This is a genomic window from Ureibacillus sp. 179-F W5.1 NHS, from assembly GCF_045369345.1.
In the GTDB taxonomy this organism is placed as follows: domain Bacteria; phylum Bacillota; class Bacilli; order Bacillales_A; family Planococcaceae; genus Ureibacillus; species Ureibacillus halotolerans.
Map to the genome: position 1 here is coordinate 18,297 of NZ_JBIQFG010000022.1, position 22,189 is coordinate 40,485.

The window sequence follows — 22,189 nt, forward strand, 5'->3', positions numbered from 1 at the left end:
GAAATATTAAATTTAGACAAAGTTAATTAAAATAGTTGATCTTTTCTTTAATTTTTATTATAATAGAGAAAAACAGAAAGGATGTTCGCTTATGGATAAAACTCTGAATGTAGTCGAGTTGTTTGCGGGCGTGGGCGGATTTCGATTAGGTTTAGAAAAAGCGAACTCGGACGTTTTTAAAACAGTTTGGGCAAACCAATGGGAGCCATCACGCAAAACACAAGATGCTTTTGATTGTTATATGAGAAATTTCTCAGAAGGAATTCACAGTAATGAAGATATTACTACAGTATCTGACGAGGTGTTTCAACAGCTTGAAATCGATTTATTAGTTGGTGGATTCCCCTGTCAGGATTACTCTGTTGCTCGCTCTCTCTCTGGTGAAAAGGGGTTAGAGGGAAAAAAAGGTGTTCTATTTTGGGAAATTAAAAGGGTACTTGAAAACTCCCATCCTAAATATGTGTTACTTGAAAACGTGGACCGTTTATTAAAATCTCCTTCTAAACAGCGCGGTCGTGACTTCGCCATTATGTTAGCAACATTTAGAGATTTGAACTATATCGTTGAATGGCGTGTTGTGAATGCAGCAGAATATGGCTGTGCACAAAAGCGGAGAAGGGTATTTATTTTTGCATATAAAAAAGATTTGGATTTTGCGGACAAGCAGTTAAGATTTAGTAAAAATGAAATCGTATTTAAAGAAGGTTTCTTTGCTAAGACTTTTCCTGTAAAACTTGAACCTTATAAAGGTAGAGAGTCTATGCATGAATTACCGCTAGATATTTTACAAATATCAGATGAATTTTCTTTTGGTTTCCATACTGCCGGTGTTATGATTGATGGAAAATTCTTCACTGCTCATACTGAAGTGGCAAATGAATCTTTTATTCCTCTAAAAGATATTCTTTTAGATGAAGATAAGGTAGAGGAGAAATTTTATCTAACAGAGGCCCAAGCAGAAAAGTTCGCATATTTACGTGGTCCTAAAAAGATTGAAAGAACCTCTGCAACAGGACATAAGTATATCTTTTCTGAAGGTGGAATGTCTCCAACAGATGACCTTGATGGACCGGGTAGAACAATGTTGACTAGTGAAGGTACTGTGAATAGAAGTAGCCATATAGTTGAAGTGAATGGGCGTAAACGATTTTTAACTCCAATTGAATGTGAACGTTTAAACTCCTTCCCAGACAACTGGACGGCAGGTATGCCAGATCGTATGCGGTACTTTTGTATGGGGAATGCTTTAGTAGTAGATCTAATAACAAAAATGGGGAAAACTATTTTAGACATTGATGCAGAGGAAAATGTAACATCTGAGCAAATTGAGTTACTAATTTAAAGACAAAGACTATGGGAGACCATGGTCTTTTTTATATGAAAGAACTAACCTATTGACTCTTAAATCTAATAATTTTCTCCACCGCTGGAATATCTGCTGGTGCAAAGTTGAGGGAACGAATTTCTTCACGCGTAACCCATTTTGTATCAGCGTGTTCCGATACGGTAGGTTGTCCATCAACGAGTTTTGCTTTGTAAGTTTCGAGTCTAACAACCATTTTATCGTACTCGTAAGTGGTATCTTCCACTTTTTCTCCAACTGAAATGGTACAGTTGAACTCTTCTTGGATTTCACGAGCCAATGCTTCTTCAGGAGTTTCCCCATCTTCAATTTTTCCACCAGGAAATTCCCAATAGTTCGGTAGAGACATTTTGGGACTTCTTAAAGCACAAAAGATTTCATTCTTGTCATTTTCGATAATCGCTCCGACTACATGAACTTGTTTTTTCATTGATTCCTCCATGCTTTTAACATTGGGTTTCCTGTATTTTATCATTAATAAAATAGAATTGTTTATAAATCAGCATATTCTCATAAATGACAAACAGCTCGTCTGTGTAAAAATATAGAGGGAACCCAAGTCTTATTGGTTTCCCATTATAACATCCCTTTAAATCATTTAATCGCTATAAAAACCTCAATTTCTCCATTAGGATAATATTTCTCAAAATCGTAAGTGTACGCTCTGTTCAGTGTACCTGATTCCTCGCGTTCCCAGATGGTTTTCCAAGTGTTTAAAGTGCCTTGTTCATCTGCTGTGTCTACATTAAAGATTTCATATTTTGTGTTATTCGGTATTTCGAGGGAAGGTTGGTTTTGGCTATCTTCTAGTGCAATACTTAATGTGTAATCACCTTTATAGTTACTCTCGTAGGTATGATAGACACCGTAGACAATACTATCTTGCCCCGTTAGACGACTAGATGCATCCTTCCACAATCCTGAAATTTTTTGTAGCAAAAGATCATCATTAAAATTATTCGTTCGCACACTATTGATTACTGTTAATTTCATAAGGTTATCACTCCACACTAATTTTTCCAATCTTTTATTAAACGCTTAACTTAATTCAAAAAAGGGAACATTTGTTCTTATAATGATTATAACGAAGAATCCTACTGGCATCAATACCAAAATTTACCTCGAGTAAATCTTTTATTTTCATCTTCCCAAAGGTATTTCCAGACCATTTGTTTAACTATTACTATAGCCGAATTGAATTAACAGAGGGGAGGAACTGTCTATGAAATGGGATACGCCGGAGAAGTTAAAAGGTTTATTATGTGAACTTGTGAGCTGGGAGAGCCAAACGCTGACAAAAGGAGAACAAGAATTTTCTAAAAAACTATATGCGAAGTTTCAACTCCTTCCGTACTTCCAAGAAAATCGTGACTATTTACAAACGGTAGAGGTGGAAGGGGGAAGACAGGTAGTATCTGCGTTATATAGGCATCCAAAGGCCAAAAAGACTGTGGTGCTCATTAGCCATTTTGATACAGTTCAAATCGAAGAGTATGGTGCACTCATGCCCCTTGCTACTTTGCCAGAAGAGTTAACTCAAGCGTTTAAAGAGGCAAAGGGGATGTTAAATGAACAGGCGCAAAAGGATCTGGATACAGGAGACTACTTATTTGGTCGCGGTGTTATGGATATGAAAATGGGGCTTGCCCTTCATATGCAAATGCTGGAGCGTGCCATTGAAGAGCAGTGGAACATGAACCTCCTTTTAATTACGGTGCCAGATGAAGAGGTAAACTCAGCTGGAATGCGTCAAGCCGCAAAGCATATCGCAGAAGTATCCAATCAATATGATCTTGACATTTGCCTCTTTTTAAATAGTGAACCTTCTTTTTCACAAGACCCTTATGATTTACAAGAATATATTTATACCGGGTCGATCGGTAAGGTAATGCCAGCTGCGTTATTTTACGGAAAAGAAACCCATGTGGGAGAGCCTTTAAAAGGTCTAAGTGCTCCTTTTATGAGTGCCTTTTTAGCAACTGAAATGGAATGGAACGACGCCTTTGTTGAAACGGTTTATGGAGAGCAAACACCATTACCTGTTGCATTAAAACTACGTGATTTGAAGGAGCAGTATTCTACCCAAACGCCTTACCGAGCAGTGGCGATGTACAACGTTTTTTTAATGAAGCGTAGTGCTGCCGAAATTTTAGATTTATTTGAACAAGTGACAGTCCGTGCGATGGAGAAGTGTCAAGCCCGCTATGATGAAGTGTGTGCAAAAATGAATGTGAATCCGATCGGTCGAATACGGACGATTCGTTATAGTAAACTACTGAACTATGCAAAGCAAAAGCTTGGTGAACAAGAGGTGGAACGATTAATTGGAGAAGTAATGGCTAATGCAGATTTAGATGAACGGGATCAATCATTTTTCATTGCAGACAAACTTATGATTCATTGTCAGGAATTAGCGCCGGCAGTTGTTGTGCTATTCGTTCCACCGTTTTATCCTGCGGTTAATTCGAGTGATCATCCATTAGCGAAAAAGGCGATTGAATTAGTATTACAAGCATCAAAGCCATATGAAATACCATTACAACAAGTGCATTATTTTAATGGCATTAGTGATTTAAGCTACTGCCAACAAAGTGAGGATACGGGTTGGCAAGCATATGAAATGAATACGCCTGTTTGGAAACGCTCATATGATATTCCTTTTGACCATATTGCTACATTTAATGCCCCTGTGTTGAATGTTGGGCCATATGGGAAGGACGCCCATCAAATTTCAGAGCGGCTCCATATGAAAAGTGCTTTCTATGAAATGCCTGACTTAATCTATCAACTTTTACGATTTGTTGAGAAGGAAACAGCAAATGAAATAGATGAAACATGAAGTGTAAAGAAGAAGTGGAGGGTCAACGATGAACATCCGTATATTAAAACAAGAAGATGCACAAGTCTATCAATCTTTGCGTTTAAGAGCATTGCAAACAAATCCGGAAGCTTTTGGGTCGACTTATGAGCGGGAAGTGGCCTTTACACAGGAAATGGTGGAAGAACGTATTCGGGCAACAGAAGATAGTTACGGACTAGGGGCATTTGATGAAAAGGGTGAGTTGCTCGGCGTTGTACGATTTGTGCGAGAGACGGGTATGAAAGAAAAACATAAAGGAACGATTTACGGGATGTATGTAGCACCTGAGACGCGCGGTCAAGGAGTCGGTAAGGCGCTACTACAGGAAGTCATTTCACGAGCGAAGGATTTTGACGGGGTGGAACAAATTCGTTTACAAGTTGTCTCAACCAATGAATCCGCCAAAAAACTATATCAGTCTCTCGGATTTGAAACGTACGGAGTGGAACCAAGGGCACTAAACCACAACGGTCAATATCTCGACGAAGACTTGATGTTGTTGTTTTTAAATAAATAATCCTCCAAACCCCAGTGAAACCTATGTCTCCTTGGGGTTTTTTAGCTCCATTAAAACTGCGTTTGTTATTTATTGTTAAAATAGCCAATTTTCGAAACTTCCTATCTTCCGATAACGTCCTTATACGCAAATAGAACTAATACTTTTTCTTTACTTACTACTCCCTTTTTCATGCCCAAAAATATGCCTACTGCATAAGCTACATAACGAAAGGTGATAGGCGTGACAGCAAAGAAGAACGCAAATCAAACAAAAAAACGAATCTTAAAACGGGTGCTCCTCGTATTACTTACTATCTGTTTGCTAATAGCGGGGATAATTGGATATGGGGTTTACTGGCTTTTCTTTGATTGGAGCCGTTTTAAACAAGATTTCATCACAGAATCCACATCTCCTCAAGGCACTTATACTATTCATGCTTATCGATCAGACTCAGGGGCGACGATTTCCTATGCGGTTCTTGGAGAACTCATCTTTAATAAAGAAGAGAGGAAATCGAAAAAAATTTATTGGCAATATCGGGAAGAGGACGCAGAAATCGAATGGATCGATGATGATACGGTTCGCATTAACGATGTGACATTAGAACTACCTGAACAATCTTATGATTATCGAAAAGGAATCAACTAGTCGAAAAAAGAATGATAGGAATGAATTCATATGGAAAAGATAACTGTACATAAGTGGATGGAATACGATTCAAAATTCAACTTTGTAGGTGGTCAAATCGCCCATGATGGAACATTATTGCTCATTGAAAGTAGTTTGGAAGAATTGGATTTTTTCAATCGCCCGGTCCCTAAAAAGGATTGGACGATTCGCATTATAAACGGAGAAACGATTGAAACGGTCATATTACCTCATGTGCCACTTATGCCGACGGAAGTTGATTTATTTTCTGATGGGACACTTTTACTTGTTCAAGGGCGCTGTGTAAAAGATGGTGATTACGTTGAAAGAAATGCCCGCAGATACAATCAAAACGGTCAATTAATCGACGCCTTTACATTAGGAGATGGCATCAATCAAGTTCAAATCGATGAGAAGGACACAATTTGGGTCAGCTATTTTGATGAAGGCGTATTTGGTAATTTTGGCTGGGAAGAACCGATGGGAAGTGACGGACTCATTGCTTACACTCAGAATGGAGAAAAATTTTGGGGTGCCCAACACTATGACATTTGTGATTGTTATGCGATGAATGTCGTGAGCTCAAAGGAAGTGTACTTCTATTATTATGATGATTTTTGGTTCGTTCAGCTGTCCGATCTGAAAGAAATCCAACGAAACCGTATAGAAGGTAGCCCGATGATCCATCAATTTTTAGTCGATGAAGAAGGAATCATCGGCCAATTAGATCAGTCTACGCTTATCCGTTATCGTTTAAAGGGGAAAACCTTTGCTTCCAAAGACAAAGTTCAGTTTGTCGATGAAACGGGTAAACGGGTATTAGGCCACACATTCATGCGCGGGAACTATTTGTACGTTTGTGGGAAAGATGGAATCTATCGAAAATAAATCTTCCTATTAAAAAAATTTTTTCAACTTCTAAAAAATTTTAATCCCTTCCTAAATAAACCGCTTTCAATAAGGAATGAATCTATACGAGAAATTCAATTACGTTAAGTAGCATATAACCGTAAATGTGATGGAACCCCTTCCGCAAAACCCGTCTAAATCTTTGGTTTTTAAGCGTTCTTTGGAGATAGTGGAAGGAATTTTCTCTTACTTATTTGACATAAAAGGAGTATTATTATTGTTAGATAATAGTAGATATTTTAACCATAATATTTATAATAGACTATGGTATGATTATAATAAATACAGAAAAGGTGAGTCTCTAGGTTTCCTAGGAATTGTAACACCAAAGCGAAAGCGCCTACATCTTTTTTGCAAATATAGGGGAGATAAGGAAGGTTATTATGAGTACTAGATATGAAAAAACAGACGTTATCTTAATTGGTGCCGGAGTCATGAGCGCGACTTTGGGAGCTTTACTTAAAGAGTTAGCACCAGATTGGGAAATTAAAGTGTTCGAAGCACTGGATAAACCAGGTGAAGAAAGCTCGAACGAATGGAATAATGCGGGAACAGGGCACTCTGCATTATGTGAGCTTAACTATACTACTGAAAAACCAGATGGTTCTATCGATATTGCAAAAGCGATTAAAATTAATGAGCAGTTCCAACTTTCTAGACAATTTTGGTCTTACCTTGTAAAAAGTAACTTAATTAGCAATCCGCAAGACTTCATTATGCCAATCCCACACATGAGCTTAGTAATGGGAGATAAAAATGTAGAGTTCTTGAAAAAACGTTTTGAAGCACTTTCGAACAATCCGTTATTCCAAGGCATGGAATATTCTGAGGATCCAGAAAAACTAAAACAATGGATTCCACTTATTATGGAAGGTCGTAATACAGACGAACCGATTGCTGCAACGAAAATCGACTCTGGTACGGACGTAAACTTCGGTAATTTAACTCGTATGTTATTTGAACACTTACAAAACCAAAACGTAGAAGTAAACTACAGACATTCGGTTTCAGATCTTAAACGTACAAAAGACGGTATGTGGGAAGTAAAAGTACACGATCTTGACGGTTGCCGTATGGAATACCATAAAGCAAAATTCGTCTTCATCGGTGCTGGTGGCGGAAGCTTACCATTACTACAAATGACAGGTATTCCTGAGTCAAAACATATCGGTGGTTTCCCAGTAAGTGGATTATTCATGGTATGTAACAACCAAGAAATCGTGGAACAACACCATGCGAAAGTTTACGGCAAAGCAAAAGTGGGTGCACCACCAATGTCTGTTCCGCATCTTGATACTCGTTATATTGATAACAAAAAATCATTATTATTCGGACCATTTGCAGGCTTCTCTCCGAAGTTCTTAAAAACAGGTTCTTATATGGATTTAATCGCATCTGTAAAACCTAACAACGTATTTACAATGTTAGCAGCAGGTATGAAAGAAATGTCTCTAACAAAATACTTGATCCAACAAGTATTGTTATCAAACGAACAACGTTTAGAAGAGTTACGCGAGTTTATTCCAAATGCGAAACTGGAAGATTGGGATATTGTAGTAGCTGGTCAACGTGTTCAAGTTATTAAAGATACAGAAGCTGGCGGTAAAGGTACACTTCAATTCGGTACAGAAGTTGTAACAGCTGCGGACGGTTCAGTAGCTGCATTACTTGGAGCTTCTCCGGGCGCATCAACAGCTGTTCACGTAATGCTTGAAGTAATCGAAAAATGCTTCCCTCAACACGTGAAACAATGGGAGCCAAAAATTAAAGAAATGATTCCTACTTACGGCGTTTCTTTAACTGACAAACCAGAGTTAATCCAAGAGGTTCAATCATCTACTGCAGAAGTACTTGGTTTAAACGATAAAGAATTATCTCATAGCTAATTTGATATAAACGATACAAATCACCTCAACTCTATCATTTCGATAGGGATGGGGTGATTTTTTGTTTTGTTCTTATGCTAAAAGAACTATCCTTTCGGTATAGCATAGGGCTAAATATCAATCGTTTTTTCCTCTTTTAGTAAAGTATTTTCTACTTATGTCGATATTCTTATTGAAAAACATACTCATTCGGGAGGTTTTAACATGGACATTCAACAGCTTGGCAAACAGTTTATTGCAGGTGAATGGAGAGACGGGCAAAGTAGTCGAACGCTCAACAATATTAATCCGTACAACGATGAAATCATTACAACTTACAAGATCGCAAATGTTGACGATATCGATGGAGCTTACAAAGCTGCTGCAAAGGCAAAGTTAGAGTGGGATAAAGTAAACCCGTATAAAAAACGGGATATTCTTGAAAAGGCAGTTCAGTATATCGAAGACCATGAAGAAGAGATTACGGCCATTATTATGGACGAACTAGGGGGAACAAGACTAAAAGCAGCCTTTGAAATTGGTCTTGTTAAGAACATTATTAAAGAAGCGGCTACGTTCCCATTAAGAATGGAAGGCAAAATTTTACCGTCTACAATCGATGATGTGGAAAATCGCTTATATCGAATTCCTGCTGGAGTAGTAGGCGTCATTAGTCCATTTAACTTCCCATTTTTCCTATCGATGAAATCTGTTGCCCCAGCCCTTGGTGCAGGTAATGGTGTCGTGTTAAAACCCCATGAAGATACACCAATTATGGGCGGAACATTAATTGGGAAAATTTTTGAAGAAGTGGGAGTTCCTAAAGGGTTAATCAACGTCGTAGTAACGGATATTAACGAAATTGGCGATGCCTTTGTAGAACACCCAATTCCTCGAATTATTTCCTTTACGGGTTCAACCCAAGTAGGAAGTTACATCGGACAGCTAGCTGTGAAAAACTTTAAAAAGCCTTTATTAGAATTAGGTGGTAACAGTGCCTTTATTATATTAGAGGATGCTGATCTGGAATATGCGGTCAATGCAGCTACATTCAGCCGATTTACTCATCAGGGGCAAATTTGTATGTCCGCTAACCGAATTCTTGTTCAACAATCTATTTATCACGAGTTCATTGAAAGATACGCGAAAAAAGTTGCTTCATTGAAAGTGGGCGATCCAAAAGATCCGGAAACGATTATCGGGCCAATTATTAATGACCGCCAAGTGAACAACCTCGTTGCTTTAGTGGAAAAAGGAATGGCAGAAGGGGCAACACTACTTCTTAAAGGAAAAGTGAATGGAAGATTGCTAGAGCCAACGATTTTAACGGATGTAACGCCGGATATGACGGTAGCTCAAGAAGAGTTATTCGGACCAGTCGTATGTGTCATTCCGTTTGAAACGGAAGAAGAGGCAATTGAAATTGCGAACAATACCCGTTTCGGTTTAAGTGGTGCGATCCATACGTCCAACGTTGAGCGGGGAGTGGAAATGGCGAAGAAAGTACATACCGGAATGATCCATGTTAATGATTTAACAATCAATGACGAACCAATCGTAGCCTTTGGTGGAGAAAAACAATCCGGCTTAGGCCGCTTAAACGGTGAATGGAGCTTAGAGGAATTTACAACTTTAAAATGGATTTCGGTGAACTACGGTCAAAGAGTTTTACCATATTAAGAGGAAAAGAGTGAAAATTGATGTCACAACATGAATTAATTAATGCCTTTTTAAAAGTAGCACCATTGTTAAATGACCTTATTCAAGACGATATTACGGTAGGAATTTATGATACTGAAAAACTTCTTTTAAATATTCCCGGAAAAACCTTTTCATTAAATGTAAAACCTGGTGATCCATTAGTTGAAGGGGATATTGTAACGGATGCAATTCGAACAAACTCTAGTTTATCGGCGATTGTTCCGAAAGAGTTATTCGGATTCCCATTAGTTGCTCGTGCCATTCCATTGCGAGATGAGAGAGGGAAAGTCATCGGCGGAGTTGGTATCGGAACAAGTTTAGAAAAGGCGAACAAGCTATTTGAAATGGCGGAAAGCTTCTCTGCCATCGTTGAACAAACGGCTGCATCGATTGAAGATATTAGTGATTCGGTTACCCAACTCTCAGGTCGTGTAACAGACATTACGGGCCAAATGAAAGACGTTAGCTCAAGTGCTGTACAAATTAGTGAAATCTCTGCCGTTGTAAAAGGAATTTCTGACCAAAGTAACTTGTTAGGGTTAAATGCGGCGATTGAAGCAGCAAGAGCAGGGGAAGTCGGTAAAGGCTTTTCCGTTGTTGCTGATGAAATTCGTAAGCTTGCTACCTATTCAAAGGAAAATGTAAATCAAATTAACGTTATTACAAAAGATATCCACGAACTTTTAACAACGTTGAATCAAGCCTTTTCCGAGATTAATTCATTAACAGATACTCAATCAGGCTCAATTCAAGAATTTTCCGCTACAATCCAAGAAATTAATAGAAAAGCTTTAGAACTAGCCCAATTAGCAGAAGACTCGCTATATGGGGATAGTAAGAAGTAAACCTTTAATTAACCTATAAACATTCAATCCTATTGATTGTTTATAGGTTTTTTGTTTTCGCTTATTTTGGACATTCTAAATGACCTAAACGTAAGTGGTAATGTATGACTATTTATTCTCAAAATATGATACCTATGATAGACTTAAATTGAATATTTTAACAGAATAAAAATTTAGAGGAGATGTTTTGATGGGGTTCTTTGACTTAAAGGCTATTTGTGGGGTATGTAATGAAGAAGTAGGGTTAAATCGGTTTAAAATTAAGAAATCCGATGCTTGGATCTGTCCGAGTTGCTTAAAAAAAGCTGGTGGTGTTACGGTTGTTAATTTAAATAAAATCACAGCAGAAGAAATCCAAAACATTATCCAAGAAAAAGAAGACAAACTAGGCGACGATCCAATGTCACGAGCTGAAAATATGTACCAATATTGTAAAGACAATAATTTCGGCTCAGGATTTACAGATAAGTGGGGAGTTAAACATTTTAAAGTATTACAAGACAATCTTTTACGGGGCGAAAAGGTATTAATGACGTTTATAGGATTACATAATTATATATCAGCTACCAAACACGACAGTAACTACGCCTATGCTATTACGAATAAAAGAATCCTTTTTGGTCAGAAGTCTTTAACTGGAGAGAAATTCAAAGCTGTTCAGTTCGACAAAATCAATGACATTACTTTTGAAAAAGGGTTAGTGTTCGGGATACTAACAATCGATACGCCTCAAGAAAAATTTAATGTTGGATTAGATGCCGGTTCTGCAACTTCTATTAATAACAAAATTCACGAGGTATTCGATAACTTAAAATCTGCCAGTTTTCAAGGAAATATTCCACAGCCTACAAACCCATCCATTTCTGCTGCAGATGAGATTTTAAAATTTAAAGAGTTATTAGATGCAGGTATTCTTACACAAGAAGAATTTGAAGCAAAGAAGAAACAACTATTAGGAATATAATTCATAGATAGCCATCCTAAGTCAGTAAAAGTTAATGGCATGTTATCAAAAAAGCATTTTATCCATAAAGGATGAATGCTTTTTTACCTAATATAAGCATACCCCCGTCCTAAATTGTAGAACGGGGGTTATGCTGCTACTTCTCATCTTCTGAACGATTTTCAATACGCTCATCTAGTTCTTTCTTTTCATCGTGCCACCATAATGCTTCTTCTGGTTCTTCTAAAATTTCTTTTATTTCAATTTTCTCTTCAACCGCTGGCGGTGAACCTCGAAGAGCCTTACCGGAAGTCTCTTTTAGAAAGATGGTTACTACAATAATTCCGACAATCGATGCAAAAATGAGATAGTAGGCAGGTATCATTTCATTCATCGTTTTGCTAATTAACCAAGAAATAAGTAATGGTGTCGTACCACCGAACAATGATGCGGAAATATTAAATGTAATCGCCAGTGCCCCATTGCGTACATTCGTAAAAAATAGGGAAGGTAATAACGCTGGCATGGTCCCTTGAAAAGAAGAGGAAAATATGCCGAGAATCATTAATCCTAAAAATACAAGTATGGTGTTATCACTAGCAATCAAATTAAAGGCAGGTATACTTAAAAGGATCAACCCAATTAAACCGCCTTGAATGATTTTCTTTGCTCCAATCCGGTCACTAAAATAACCCATTAATAGAACTATTGGAATCATTATCACCATCACAATGACAATTAACAAAAGTCCTTCTGTTTCTCCATAGCCAAGAACAGCCGTTAAATGGGACGGCATGTAAGATAAAACGGTATAGTTTACAACGATATAAAAGAAAACAACGAACATACCGATCAGGATAGCTCTCCAATGGAACAGTAAAATATCCTTTACAGATACATCTTCATCTTCTGATTTTTCTTCCTTCATTGCCTCAAAAGCAGGGGTTTCTTCTAAATTATTTCGCAAATAAAAGCCAATTAACCCAATTGGGGCAGATAAGAAGAAGGGAATACGCCAACCCCAATCTAACATGGTTTCTTCCCCTAAAATATAGGTGAGTAATGTAACAAGGCCAGCTCCTGCGATATAGCCAACTAAGGTACCGACCTCAAGAGCACTAGACATAAATCCTCTTTTCTTATCAGGAGTGGATTCGGCAATAAATGTCATAGCCCCTGAATACTCACCACCCGATGAAAATCCTTGAACTAAACGAGCGATGAGTAAAAGGACAGTAGCAGTGTAGCCAATCGATGCATGACTTGGGATTAAACCAATACTTAACGTAGCCAGAGCCATCATGATTAAGGTGATGGCTAAAACCTTTTTACGGCCTAACCGGTCCCCAAGCATCCCAAAGAAAATGCCACCAAGTGGGCGAGCAACAAAGGCAACGGCAAAGGTTGCAAAAGAAAATACTAATTGCATAGGACCGCTTACTTCAGGGAAAAATACTTGTCCAATTGTTGCAGCGAGATAAGAGTAAATACCAAAATCAAACCATTCCATTCCATTACCAACAGCAGTTGCTACAACGGCCTTCCGTGCTGATTTCGTGTCAACGATGGTAATTTCTTCTTTCTTCAACTTTGGTTTCGATTTTTGGCTATATTCGTTTTTGTTATCAGCCAATCGAAAAGCCTCCTTGTTGATTTATTGGTACTTATCTTAAAATGTCCAAAATTTATTGATTTATATCTTTTCATATTTCCTCAGTTTGAGAAAAATAAAAAACGCTTTTCCTATTTTTAGAAAAGCGCATCATGGGTAGTTTATTTTATCTTCGGCTACTTCTTTGAATCAAAAAAGTTCGAAATGAACTCCTCGGATTATTCTTTTAACATTGAATATTTACGATATGCTTTATAAAAACTGAAACCAAAGAAAACGAGCATAAGGGCAGGAAGCAATCTTAAAAGGGCAAATGGAGTTTCAAATAACAATGCTTTCCAGAATAAGGAACCTTCCATGCTCCAAAGACCTTCTGTTAAATATAAACCTGAATCTTTAAAAAGCAAATAAGAGACAAACAATAACAGTACACATAAACTAGATGAATAACCCATCAATCTTTTATAATAATTACTCTTCGATTGGCGATCCGAGAAGATTTCATTTTGATTATCGTCTTCTTTTTGCCAATATTGAATGCCACCAAGCCAGGAGCCATTTATATAATGCCAACCGAAATCTTCATATATTCCTTTGTACTCTTCGTACTTTTTCTTTGATAAATAATCTTGATAATCCAGTCGCATCACATATTTTTTGTCGGTTTTTTCGAAAGTATATACTCCGAATCCGCTAGTATTTGTACATCGATAACCTTTTTGTAATTGCTCGTTCAGCCATTGTTCCTCTTTTTCGATATCAAAAAATATCTTATATCTCTTCATTTGATGCACTTCCTTCATACAGAGATAAAATATGCAATAACCTGTTTTGTTCCATTTTCAAAATCGCTCTTCCTTCCTCTGTTATCATATAAACTTTTCTCCGGCCTTCCTCTCCAACAGGTTCAATCCAACCATGCTTACTTAAGTTCTCAATCGCACCATATAATGTACCAGCTGCTAAAATAACAGATCCGTTACTCATCGTTTCTATCTTTTGCATGACGGCATAGCCATGGAGTGGCTCACGCAAAGCTAATAAAATATAATGCATCGTTTCAGACAATGGTAATAATTTATGTTTCATCTTCTCATCCTTTATTCAGTTCGACTATATAGTTCAACTTAATAAGAATATAATACAGTTCAACTGAATAGTCAACAAATTTCAAAAATAATTAAAGAAACTAAAGTAAAAAGCTTGATAGCAAGGGGAAATCAAGCTAAAAAGCCGCTTTCCTTATGGAACGGAAAGCGACTTGCCCTATAACGGAAAAAAGCGATTTTCTTTAATGAAAATCGCATCCGATTGTGGAATATATTTACTTAAAAGTAACCCTTTAATGGAATAACTACGATATTAGTAGGCGATACCTACACGCGTTTTTATATAATCGTTACTTTGTATTTGGCTAAATGCAAATTCTGCTGTATCCGGGACTGAAATTTTACTACCACCCTCCGGTAAAAAATGGCGTTCTATTCGATAGTTACCTAATCTTTCTCCATCCGGCAAATATGTAGGACAGACGATTGTCCATTCGAGGTTTGATTGTTGGAGCATATCGTACACTTTATTATGTTCTTCGGCAGCACGTACGGACTTTTGTTTTGATTCACTTGACTGATAACGCAATAATTTTGGGCTAATTCTACTTTGCAGGATTCCGGCAGTTCCTATAGTGATAATTCGTTTTATACCTTCTTTTTCCATAGCTTCTATAATAAGTGGCATACTTTCTGATAAAGTGTTTCCTCCATCAGTATTGAGTGCACTAATAATGACATCAATCCCATGCATCGCACGTATGATATCATTTTTATTTAAAACATTACCTTGAATTATAGTTAAATTTTCTTGATTTGTTTGAATCTTCTCTGGAGTGCGAACTAGTACAGTAACCTGATGTCCGTCATGAAGGGCATAAGAAACTATTTGACTTCCAACTCGTCCAGTTCCACCTAAAATTAATATATTCACTAGTGAACCTCCTTGTATGAATCCGAACATAACACTGAGCTACTATTACTAAAGTATATTATATAATTTCACAATCCCTTTATAAATGAGGAAAGAAATCTAACTTTATTTAAAATTATCCTTTCCGTTATAAAAATATTTTTTTCGGAAATTCAAGCAAAGACATTATATGTAGGTGGAAGGGCGGATTCAGGAAGGGGAATTACTAAAGGAATGTAAAGTTGTAGGCCTATTGTAAATGAAAATAACCAGAGCAGTACAGGCTACTCTGGTTTCTTGGTGGTGGGTATCTTATTTTCTAAATGAATCAACAGATAAAGTTTTACACATATGTTCATATTGATGGCCACTAATGACTAAATCAGCAACTTTCTTGTATCCTAAATTAGCATATAATTTTTTCGCTTTCGGATTCGCCATATCAACATTAAGACCAATCGTATGATAACCGGCATCTAACGCCGTTTTACTCATTTCGTTCAGTAAAGCAGAGCCAATCCCCATTCCTCTAAATTTTCCGTTTACGACGACGGAATCGATATACCATTCATCTGGAAGTGTCTCTTTATCGACAAACAAATTTTCATTAGGATCAAAACCGTTTTTACTTAATACATTTCTAAATGGCTCATCAATGATCGATTCGTCTTCTGCGGGATAGCCAAAAATAATCCCAGCAATTTCGCCATTTACCTCATATACTAAGCCTCTTTTAAAACCAAATCGATATGTAGGGTCGGCAACGGATTCTGCTACCATTTCAAGTAATTTATTTTTAGAAATTTTCTTAAGTAAAGGTAACTCCATATCCTCAAAGATTACCCATAACAGTTTTGCAATTTCCATACGATCGTTTTGGGTGGCCATTCTAATCATTCATATCCAACCTTCCATATTTTCACTATTCAATTGTTAAGTCTAACCCTTTTATATTTCTAGGGCAAACGGTGGGCCTACTCGTTGCATGGGTTAGTTTGTTAGGGTGTAAATTTTTTCCTTGTCTTCTTAAAGTTATTTCCATCTACATCAATATTTCGATTATAGTTGAAATATAGGGCTGTTATAATGAACAGACAGATTGGTCATTCAATGAAGTAGGGAGATAAAAAAATGAATACGTTCAAATTTACACTGTTAATACTTTTAACCACATTTTTAATGGGTTCTTCTTTTGCTGTCGTAAAGTTTGGTTTACCATACTCGTCCCCGTTGTTATTAGCAGCACTTCGCTTTACCCTTGCCGGACTTATTATGGCGGTAATTGTGTTTATTTTAAAAAGACCGCATCCGACATCTATCAAAAATTGGATGAAAATGTTTACGATTGGTGCTTTTCAAACGGCTGGTGTTATGGGGTGTATTTTTTTAAGTTTACGGACCATCACAGCGAGCGAATCTTCCATTCTTACATTCACGAACCCGTTGCTCGTTGTAGTATTGAGTACGATCTTTTTAAAAACAAAATATAGACTTTATCAATGGGTTGGTGTTCTTTTTGGATTAGTAGGGGTAAGTATTACAATGGGAGCACAAATAGATTTTAAGATTGGTATTCTCTATGGTATTCTTTCTGCCGTTTTTTGGGCAATTGCTACTTTGTTAGCGAATAAATGGGGAATCCATTTCGATACGTGGGTTTTATCCGCCTATCAAATGCTTTTTGGTGGATTACTGCTTTTACTTAGCAGCTTTATGTTTGAAAAATCATTTTTTATTTTAAACAGTCATTCATTACTTATTTTATTATGGTTAAGTATTATGTCTTCAATTGTTCAATTTGCCGTCTGGTATTATCTTTTACAAAAAGGCGATCCTGGAAGAACGAGTGCTTATTTATTTTTAGCACCTTTCTTTGGTGTCATATCTGGCTGGTTACTATTAGGGGAGCCATTATACCCTTCCATTATCGTAGGCGGCATGTTTATTATTATTGGAATCTATCTTGTAAATAGCAATTTTCAGAAGAAAACCGTAGAAAATAAAATTTAATTATAGCCCCCTCATAATACTAGTCTGTCTAGTAAGGAGGGGGTTATTCGATTCTCCAAGGAGGAACGTTGTTACTAACATTTTGCATTTAAATTTTAATTATAGGAAAATAGTAAAGTATCATTTTTGGGGAAGGAATAAATAACGTGAAAAATAGTAATAGTAAAACGATCATTAGTCTAATTTCACTAGTCTGTATATGGGGATCGGTATGGCCGATTTATAAATATGCTTTACAGTTTTCGCCACCAGTATTATTTTCAGGAATCCGTTCAATAATCGCAGGATTGTTATTTGCTTTAATCCTACTACCACAATGGAGACAAATAAAATGGAGAGAAAATTGGTCCATTTATGTGATTTCGAGTATATTTAATGTCATTCTCTTTTATGGTATGCAGTCGATTGGGTTGCAATATTTACCGGCTGGCTTATACTCGGTCATTGTGTATTTCCAACCGGTGCTTGTTGTTGTGCTAGCATGGCCCTTCCTAAAAGAACCGCTTACTCGAAACAAAATGATCGGTGTGTTTATAGGATTTTTAGGGGTTGTGATGGTAAGTTTAGATGGAATTAGCGGGAAGGTTGCACCGATTGGATTTGTATTTGCGTTAATTACCGCTATTGGTTGGGCGATTGGCACCATTTATGTAAAAGTCAAGAGCAATGTCGTACATGGGTTTTGGTTAGTTGCTTTACAAAATATAATTGGTGGTTTTTGTATGTTGTTTTATGGTTTAGGAGCAGAAGACATTCGGACAATTGAATGGAACGCGTCATTTATCGTTTGTTTAATATACGGTGCAATTTTTGGTGTAGCTATAGCATTTGTTTTATATAATCGATTAATGAGTAAAGGAGAGGCGGGAAAAGTCAGCTCTTTCACATTTTTAGTCCCTTTAATTGCAGTGCTACTCGGTACGATTTTCTTAGATGAACCATTTACCATATCTTTAATTTTAGGAATGGCCCTCATCATACTAAGTATTTATTTAATTAATAAAAAGTCCCACGTTGTGACAGAAGAGTAATTAAAAAAGCTGATGAGTTATTTTTATAACCCATCAGCTTATATATTTTACTGACGAAAATCCAAGAAAATCAAAGGATTATATATCTCTTTTGAAGAAGTAACATAGAGAGATTGTTCTTCTTAATGTGAAATTAAGAACATAATGATGGGCAGTTGCAAACTTCATTTAATAAGTGGAAAAGGGGATTGAAAATGGACGTAAAATACCCGATTGGACAATTGCAGGTTCCTGAAAAAGTGACACTAGAAAATGTTCGAGAATGGCTAAAGGAAATTGAATCTTATACGATTCGATTAAGGGAAACGGTTAGCTCATTAAGTGAAGAGGAATTCAACAAAACGTATCGTGATGGAAGCTGGACAGTTCGTCAACTTGTTCATCACATTGCAGATTCTCAACTGAATATGTATCAACGTTTGAAGCTGGCTTTAACAGATGACAATCCAATAGTACCAGCTTTTGATGAAGAGAAATGGGCTATACAACCAGATACAAAGCTCCCTGTACTAAGTTCGATTAAAATGCTAGAAGGTATAAATGAGCGCATCGTATCTTTAGGACAAAGTTTAACGGAAGAGCAATTAGATCGAGCTTTTACCCACCAAAAAAACGGTAAAATAACCGTCGCAACAAAAGTTGCAAAATTAGCTTGGCACGAAGAGCATCACTTAGCCCATATAAAAATTGCATTATCAAAATAGTACACTATGTTGAAATTGGCTTATTGAACTTCGATAAGCCGATTTTTTTATTTTAACGTTTATGTTCAATTTAAATAAACGTGCATAACGCTTTCCTAGAGGAAGGAAAGGGTTTTTTTATTGACGGCAAGATTGTGGAAATTAGTAATTATGCCCATTTTAATTACAATAAACGTAAAGTTTATCAAATAAATTAAGGAGGTATATAAATAAAAAATAAATTTCGATATTTTGAAAGGGGAAATCTATGGATAAAATGAGTCAGATTTTAGTTGAATTTCCGCTTGTACTCATTTTAATGTTTATCGTTTTTCGTTTTATGGGGAATAAGGAGTTAAATCAATCAACTCCAATTGACTTTGCGTTTATGGTACTGATGACAAGTATCGGATGGGACGTAACGCTTAACCAAGATTATCCTTTATGGTTTACAATCGTACTTTTTATTCTATTAGTAGTAACCATTTATCTATTTGATTGGATCACAACGAAGTCAAAAAGGGCAGAAAAAATGTTTATCGGGGAGCCTCTCCTTTTAATAAAGCATGGTGAAATCAATAAGGAGGCTTTAGAAAAAGAAAGAATGTCCGAAGATGAACTACTTGCACTTTTACGATTAAAAGGCTTTTTTGTACTTGATGACGTCGAACTATGCTATCTCGAGTTTAATGGAGATATATCGGTGAAAGAAAAAATTAGTAAATTTACTTGAGGGTAAGCATATTTAATCACTTATAACTATTAATAATCTATGAACAATTTGGCGCAATTCTTTAAGAAATGTGCCTCTTCCAGTGTATTGGAGATTGTAAATACATATTCATTTTTCTACTCTTTAGTTGTATAACCAACATGTAAATACAAATACTATTTTCAGTGAAAAATGCGGAAAATAGGAGTGTATCATCTTATGATTGAAAAACCGAAAATGAGTTCCTCTGAGCTTGGAGCACTATGGATGACTTATCAAAAAAATCAATGATTTTGCGTATATTGGAATATTTTATCGAGAAATCGGATGATCAAAGAGCAAAGGATCTCATGTCGGATCTCTGGAATCAACTTCACCCAATCATTATGGAAATGAAGACTACGCTTGAAAATGAAGGGGCAGTTATTCCAGAAGGTTTTACTAAAGAGGATGTAAATTTAGACGCACCAAAGTTATGGGACAATGGTTTTGACATTATGCTTTGCCGAGTACTGAAGGAAATCAGCATGGGGATGTACGTACTCCACTTAACAATGGCATACCGTCAAGACATTATCAAACTTTACAAGAAAATGTCTGAAGTAACGGAAAACTTTTATGGCCATTTTACACAGTATTTGCTTGATAAAAACCTTTATACACGCCCGACTTTTGTTGTGATGCCAACATCAACCAATTATATATCGGGTGAGGATTACTTAAAAGGTACCAACATTTTTGGGAATAAGCGTACATTAAATACAGTTGAGTTTGGGAATTTATATCGTATGATTGAAACAAATATAACGGGTATCTTCATTTCTCATACAACCGCCAGTGTGTTTGCATATAGGGCAACATTCACGATAGTATTCATACCAACCTTTTAACTTTGTACGTCTTAAAGTGCTAGACATTTTTTCCTCTCCCTTCAGATACTTCCGAAAATGCAAAAAAAATAGCCTACGGAACAATTTAAAGGGCATAAAATACCCAAGTAATTGTCCATAGACTATTTGTGTTCTTCCCTAACGTTATTGCAAAAGCAATAAGTTTAAAAAATAAATACATAATATATAATTTTAGATTACTTGATTAATCCTAGGCTTTCAAGAAAGAAGTATAAATTTTTTGGAATAAATTTGTTGGCTTTGTACTAGGAACTTCACTTTTAAGGCTCTATAATATTTGCGTCGATATAACGGAATTGGCTGGGATAACTTAGACCCACATAATGTCTTTGCTCCACCCTCTTATGAGCTACCAACATTTGATGAATCTAAAATCAAATTTGCTTATAAAGAAGGAGTTGTAAGCCTAGTATGATTAGTCTAGTACGTCCTTTTAGTAATGAAACTATTCCCTTTATCGTACAAGTTGGTGTTGGAGGTACAGGCAGTAATGTAGTACAACTTGTTTCTCAAATGTTATCAATTACAGGCAAGCACCATGTCTACGTATTGACTGACCCCGATTTAATTGAAGAGAAAAATAAAGGCAACCAATTATTTATCGACGGAGAAGAAGGTTTACCAAAGGCAGAAGTATTAGCTGAAAGGTATTCGCAGTCATTTGGATTAAACCTCTGGTCTTATACTAATCACTATATTGAGAGTGTCGAAGCGTTAAAAAGTTTATTTCAAGTTGATTATACTAACGCGTTAGAAGCCACTTCATATTACTTACCCATTCTAGTTGGTTGCGTAGATAATAACTACTCAAGAAAAATTATGAATCAATTTTTCGATAGTGTGCCTACATGTATCTATTTAGATGCTGGTAATGAATCAGTTGAGGTTCCTTCAGATTGGCAAACGAGACCTATCGAACAATGGAATGAAGCAGAAAAAGAAGCTTATTACAATAGCGGTTATAGCGGACAAGTTGTTGTTGGAGTGAAAATTGACAACAAAGTTCTACAAGAACCTGTTGTGAAAATGTTTCCTGATATTTTAGAGGATACAGATACGATTGCTCCAAGTGAGTTATCTTGCGCGGAATTATCAGCAAGTGAGCCACAACGACTAATCACAAATAAATTTGCAGCATTATCAATTGCTAACGTGATCCAAGAGGTATTGTTTGAGAAAACCATTACTCATCATATGACATTGTTCCATGCAAAAAAAGGATATATGCGAAGCATAAAAAAACAAGAATGTGAGGACTTATTAAATGGACAAATTTAAGGTTAATCAAAAAGTCTATTACGCAATGAAAGAACTTGAATCTTGGGTTGGTGTAGATAAACACCGGAGTGAAAAGGTATTAAAAATCGCTGAACTACTAGCGTATGGATATGAAGTTGAGCATACCTCTGAAGAACAACTGATTAATTGGTTTAAAAACTCTAAAGAGAAATTAGATAAATTAGAAGTAATGAGTGTTGATCATTTTGATGAAGATTCTCGAAAAGAACACTTTACAACTCTTGATTATCACCGTGTAGAGGTTGCAACTTTAAGTGCTGTTTTAAACATGCTAAAAATTAATGTCTAGGAAGCAATTAATCGTTATTCCTGATTAAACCTTATTCATAGTGGAAA

The 22,189-nt window shown here is 36.4% G+C and carries 23 protein-coding genes; 16 read left to right on the forward strand and 7 right to left on the reverse strand.

The features are described 5' to 3' along the window. Positions 1-91: 91 nt before the first annotated feature. Complete coding sequence (gene dcm, locus ACH0B5_RS10930) at positions 92-1,342, forward strand: DNA (cytosine-5-)-methyltransferase (RefSeq protein WP_406927822.1); 1,251 nt, start codon at positions 92-94, stop codon at positions 1,340-1,342. A gap of 49 nt (positions 1,343-1,391) precedes the next feature. Here the strand turns inward: dcm and ACH0B5_RS10935 are convergent, their stop codons facing one another. Both ACH0B5_RS10935 and ACH0B5_RS10940 read right to left on the reverse strand, forming a co-directional pair. Then, positions 1,392-1,793 carry a (deoxy)nucleoside triphosphate pyrophosphohydrolase gene (locus tag ACH0B5_RS10935; RefSeq protein ID WP_341361658.1) on the reverse strand — a complete coding sequence of 134 codons (402 nt, stop codon included), beginning with the start codon at positions 1,791-1,793 and terminating at the stop codon, positions 1,392-1,394. A gap of 164 nt (positions 1,794-1,957) precedes the next feature. Next, positions 1,958-2,356, reverse strand: coding sequence for a GyrI-like domain-containing protein (locus ACH0B5_RS10940; protein WP_341361659.1), 399 nt, complete (start codon positions 2,354-2,356; stop codon positions 1,958-1,960). Between the two features lie 229 nt (positions 2,357-2,585). Between ACH0B5_RS10940 and ACH0B5_RS10945 the strand changes: the two genes are divergently transcribed. The 8 genes from ACH0B5_RS10945 to ACH0B5_RS10980 all read left to right on the forward strand — a co-directional run bounded on the left by ACH0B5_RS10945 (position 2,586) and on the right by ACH0B5_RS10980 (position 11,654). After that, positions 2,586-4,202 carry a M20/M25/M40 family metallo-hydrolase gene (locus ACH0B5_RS10945; RefSeq protein WP_406927823.1) on the forward strand — a complete coding sequence of 539 codons (1,617 nt, stop codon included), beginning with the start codon at positions 2,586-2,588 and terminating at the stop codon, positions 4,200-4,202. A 28-nt stretch (positions 4,203-4,230) separates the two neighbouring features. Then, positions 4,231-4,740, forward strand: coding sequence for a GNAT family N-acetyltransferase (locus ACH0B5_RS10950; protein ID WP_406927824.1), 510 nt, complete (start codon positions 4,231-4,233; stop codon positions 4,738-4,740). A gap of 222 nt (positions 4,741-4,962) precedes the next feature. After that, on the forward strand, positions 4,963-5,370 hold the full coding sequence (locus tag ACH0B5_RS10955; protein WP_241559296.1) for a DUF5412 domain-containing protein: 408 nt from the start codon (positions 4,963-4,965) through the stop codon (positions 5,368-5,370). A 30-nt stretch (positions 5,371-5,400) separates the two neighbouring features. Further along, positions 5,401-6,258 carry a hypothetical protein gene (locus ACH0B5_RS10960; protein WP_406927825.1) on the forward strand — a complete coding sequence of 286 codons (858 nt, stop codon included), beginning with the start codon at positions 5,401-5,403 and terminating at the stop codon, positions 6,256-6,258. A 404-nt stretch (positions 6,259-6,662) separates the two neighbouring features. After that, on the forward strand, positions 6,663-8,165 hold the full coding sequence (locus ACH0B5_RS10965) for a malate:quinone oxidoreductase (protein WP_406927826.1): 1,503 nt from the start codon (positions 6,663-6,665) through the stop codon (positions 8,163-8,165). A gap of 204 nt (positions 8,166-8,369) precedes the next feature. Further along, positions 8,370-9,824, forward strand: coding sequence for a benzaldehyde dehydrogenase (yfmT, locus tag ACH0B5_RS10970; protein WP_406927827.1), 1,455 nt, complete (start codon positions 8,370-8,372; stop codon positions 9,822-9,824). Positions 9,825-9,844: 20 nt separating this feature from the next. Beyond that, positions 9,845-10,690, forward strand: a complete 846-nt coding sequence (locus ACH0B5_RS10975; RefSeq protein ID WP_406927828.1) for a methyl-accepting chemotaxis protein — start codon at positions 9,845-9,847, stop codon at positions 10,688-10,690. Positions 10,691-10,880: 190 nt separating this feature from the next. Continuing rightward, complete coding sequence (locus ACH0B5_RS10980) at positions 10,881-11,654, forward strand: PH domain-containing protein (protein WP_406927829.1); 774 nt, start codon at positions 10,881-10,883, stop codon at positions 11,652-11,654. A gap of 136 nt (positions 11,655-11,790) precedes the next feature. Here ACH0B5_RS10980 and ACH0B5_RS10985 read toward each other — a convergent pair whose 3' ends face one another. From ACH0B5_RS10985 to ACH0B5_RS11005, 5 genes are all read right to left on the reverse strand, one after another. Further along, entirely contained in the window at positions 11,791-13,266 is a 1,476-nt protein-coding gene (locus ACH0B5_RS10985) for an MFS transporter (protein WP_122971662.1), read from the reverse strand. Between the two features lie 197 nt (positions 13,267-13,463). Then, positions 13,464-14,030 (reverse strand): DUF2812 domain-containing protein, encoded by a 567-nt coding sequence (locus ACH0B5_RS10990; RefSeq protein WP_406927830.1) that lies wholly within the window; start codon positions 14,028-14,030, stop codon positions 13,464-13,466. After that, positions 14,017-14,334, reverse strand: a complete 318-nt coding sequence (locus ACH0B5_RS10995) for a PadR family transcriptional regulator (protein WP_122971664.1) — start codon at positions 14,332-14,334, stop codon at positions 14,017-14,019. The genes ACH0B5_RS10990 and ACH0B5_RS10995 overlap by 14 nt, the downstream gene beginning before the upstream one ends. A 273-nt stretch (positions 14,335-14,607) precedes the next feature. Beyond that, positions 14,608-15,228 (reverse strand): NAD(P)-dependent oxidoreductase, encoded by a 621-nt coding sequence (locus ACH0B5_RS11000; protein ID WP_122971665.1) that lies wholly within the window; start codon positions 15,226-15,228, stop codon positions 14,608-14,610. Between the two features lie 291 nt (positions 15,229-15,519). Then, positions 15,520-16,104 (reverse strand): GNAT family N-acetyltransferase, encoded by a 585-nt coding sequence (locus ACH0B5_RS11005; protein WP_122971666.1) that lies wholly within the window; start codon positions 16,102-16,104, stop codon positions 15,520-15,522. Positions 16,105-16,338: 234 nt separating this feature from the next. Here ACH0B5_RS11005 and ACH0B5_RS11010 point away from each other — a divergent pair, with 234 nt between their 5' ends. From ACH0B5_RS11010 to ACH0B5_RS11040, 7 genes are all read left to right on the forward strand, one after another. Then, positions 16,339-17,217 carry a DMT family transporter gene (locus ACH0B5_RS11010; protein WP_122971667.1) on the forward strand — a complete coding sequence of 293 codons (879 nt, stop codon included), beginning with the start codon at positions 16,339-16,341 and terminating at the stop codon, positions 17,215-17,217. 146 nt (positions 17,218-17,363) lie between these two features. Beyond that, complete coding sequence (locus ACH0B5_RS11015; RefSeq protein ID WP_122971668.1) at positions 17,364-18,248, forward strand: DMT family transporter; 885 nt, start codon at positions 17,364-17,366, stop codon at positions 18,246-18,248. Between the two features lie 194 nt (positions 18,249-18,442). Further along, complete coding sequence (locus tag ACH0B5_RS11020; protein ID WP_122971669.1) at positions 18,443-18,952, forward strand: YfiT family bacillithiol transferase; 510 nt, start codon at positions 18,443-18,445, stop codon at positions 18,950-18,952. 247 nt (positions 18,953-19,199) lie between these two features. Next, positions 19,200-19,664 carry a DUF421 domain-containing protein gene (locus ACH0B5_RS11025; RefSeq protein ID WP_122971670.1) on the forward strand — a complete coding sequence of 155 codons (465 nt, stop codon included), beginning with the start codon at positions 19,200-19,202 and terminating at the stop codon, positions 19,662-19,664. Between the two features lie 242 nt (positions 19,665-19,906). Continuing rightward, positions 19,907-20,533: a DUF3231 family protein gene (locus ACH0B5_RS11030; RefSeq protein WP_122971671.1), complete on the forward strand. Its 627-nt coding sequence runs from the start codon at positions 19,907-19,909 to the stop codon at positions 20,531-20,533. A 432-nt stretch (positions 20,534-20,965) separates the two neighbouring features. Continuing rightward, entirely contained in the window at positions 20,966-21,832 is an 867-nt protein-coding gene (locus ACH0B5_RS11035) for a ubiquitin-activating E1 family protein (protein WP_122971672.1), read from the forward strand. Then, positions 21,819-22,142 carry a hypothetical protein gene (locus tag ACH0B5_RS11040; protein WP_122971673.1) on the forward strand — a complete coding sequence of 108 codons (324 nt, stop codon included), beginning with the start codon at positions 21,819-21,821 and terminating at the stop codon, positions 22,140-22,142. Before ACH0B5_RS11035 ends, ACH0B5_RS11040 begins: the two co-directional genes overlap by 14 nt. The last annotated feature ends 47 nt before the right edge of the window (positions 22,143-22,189 follow it).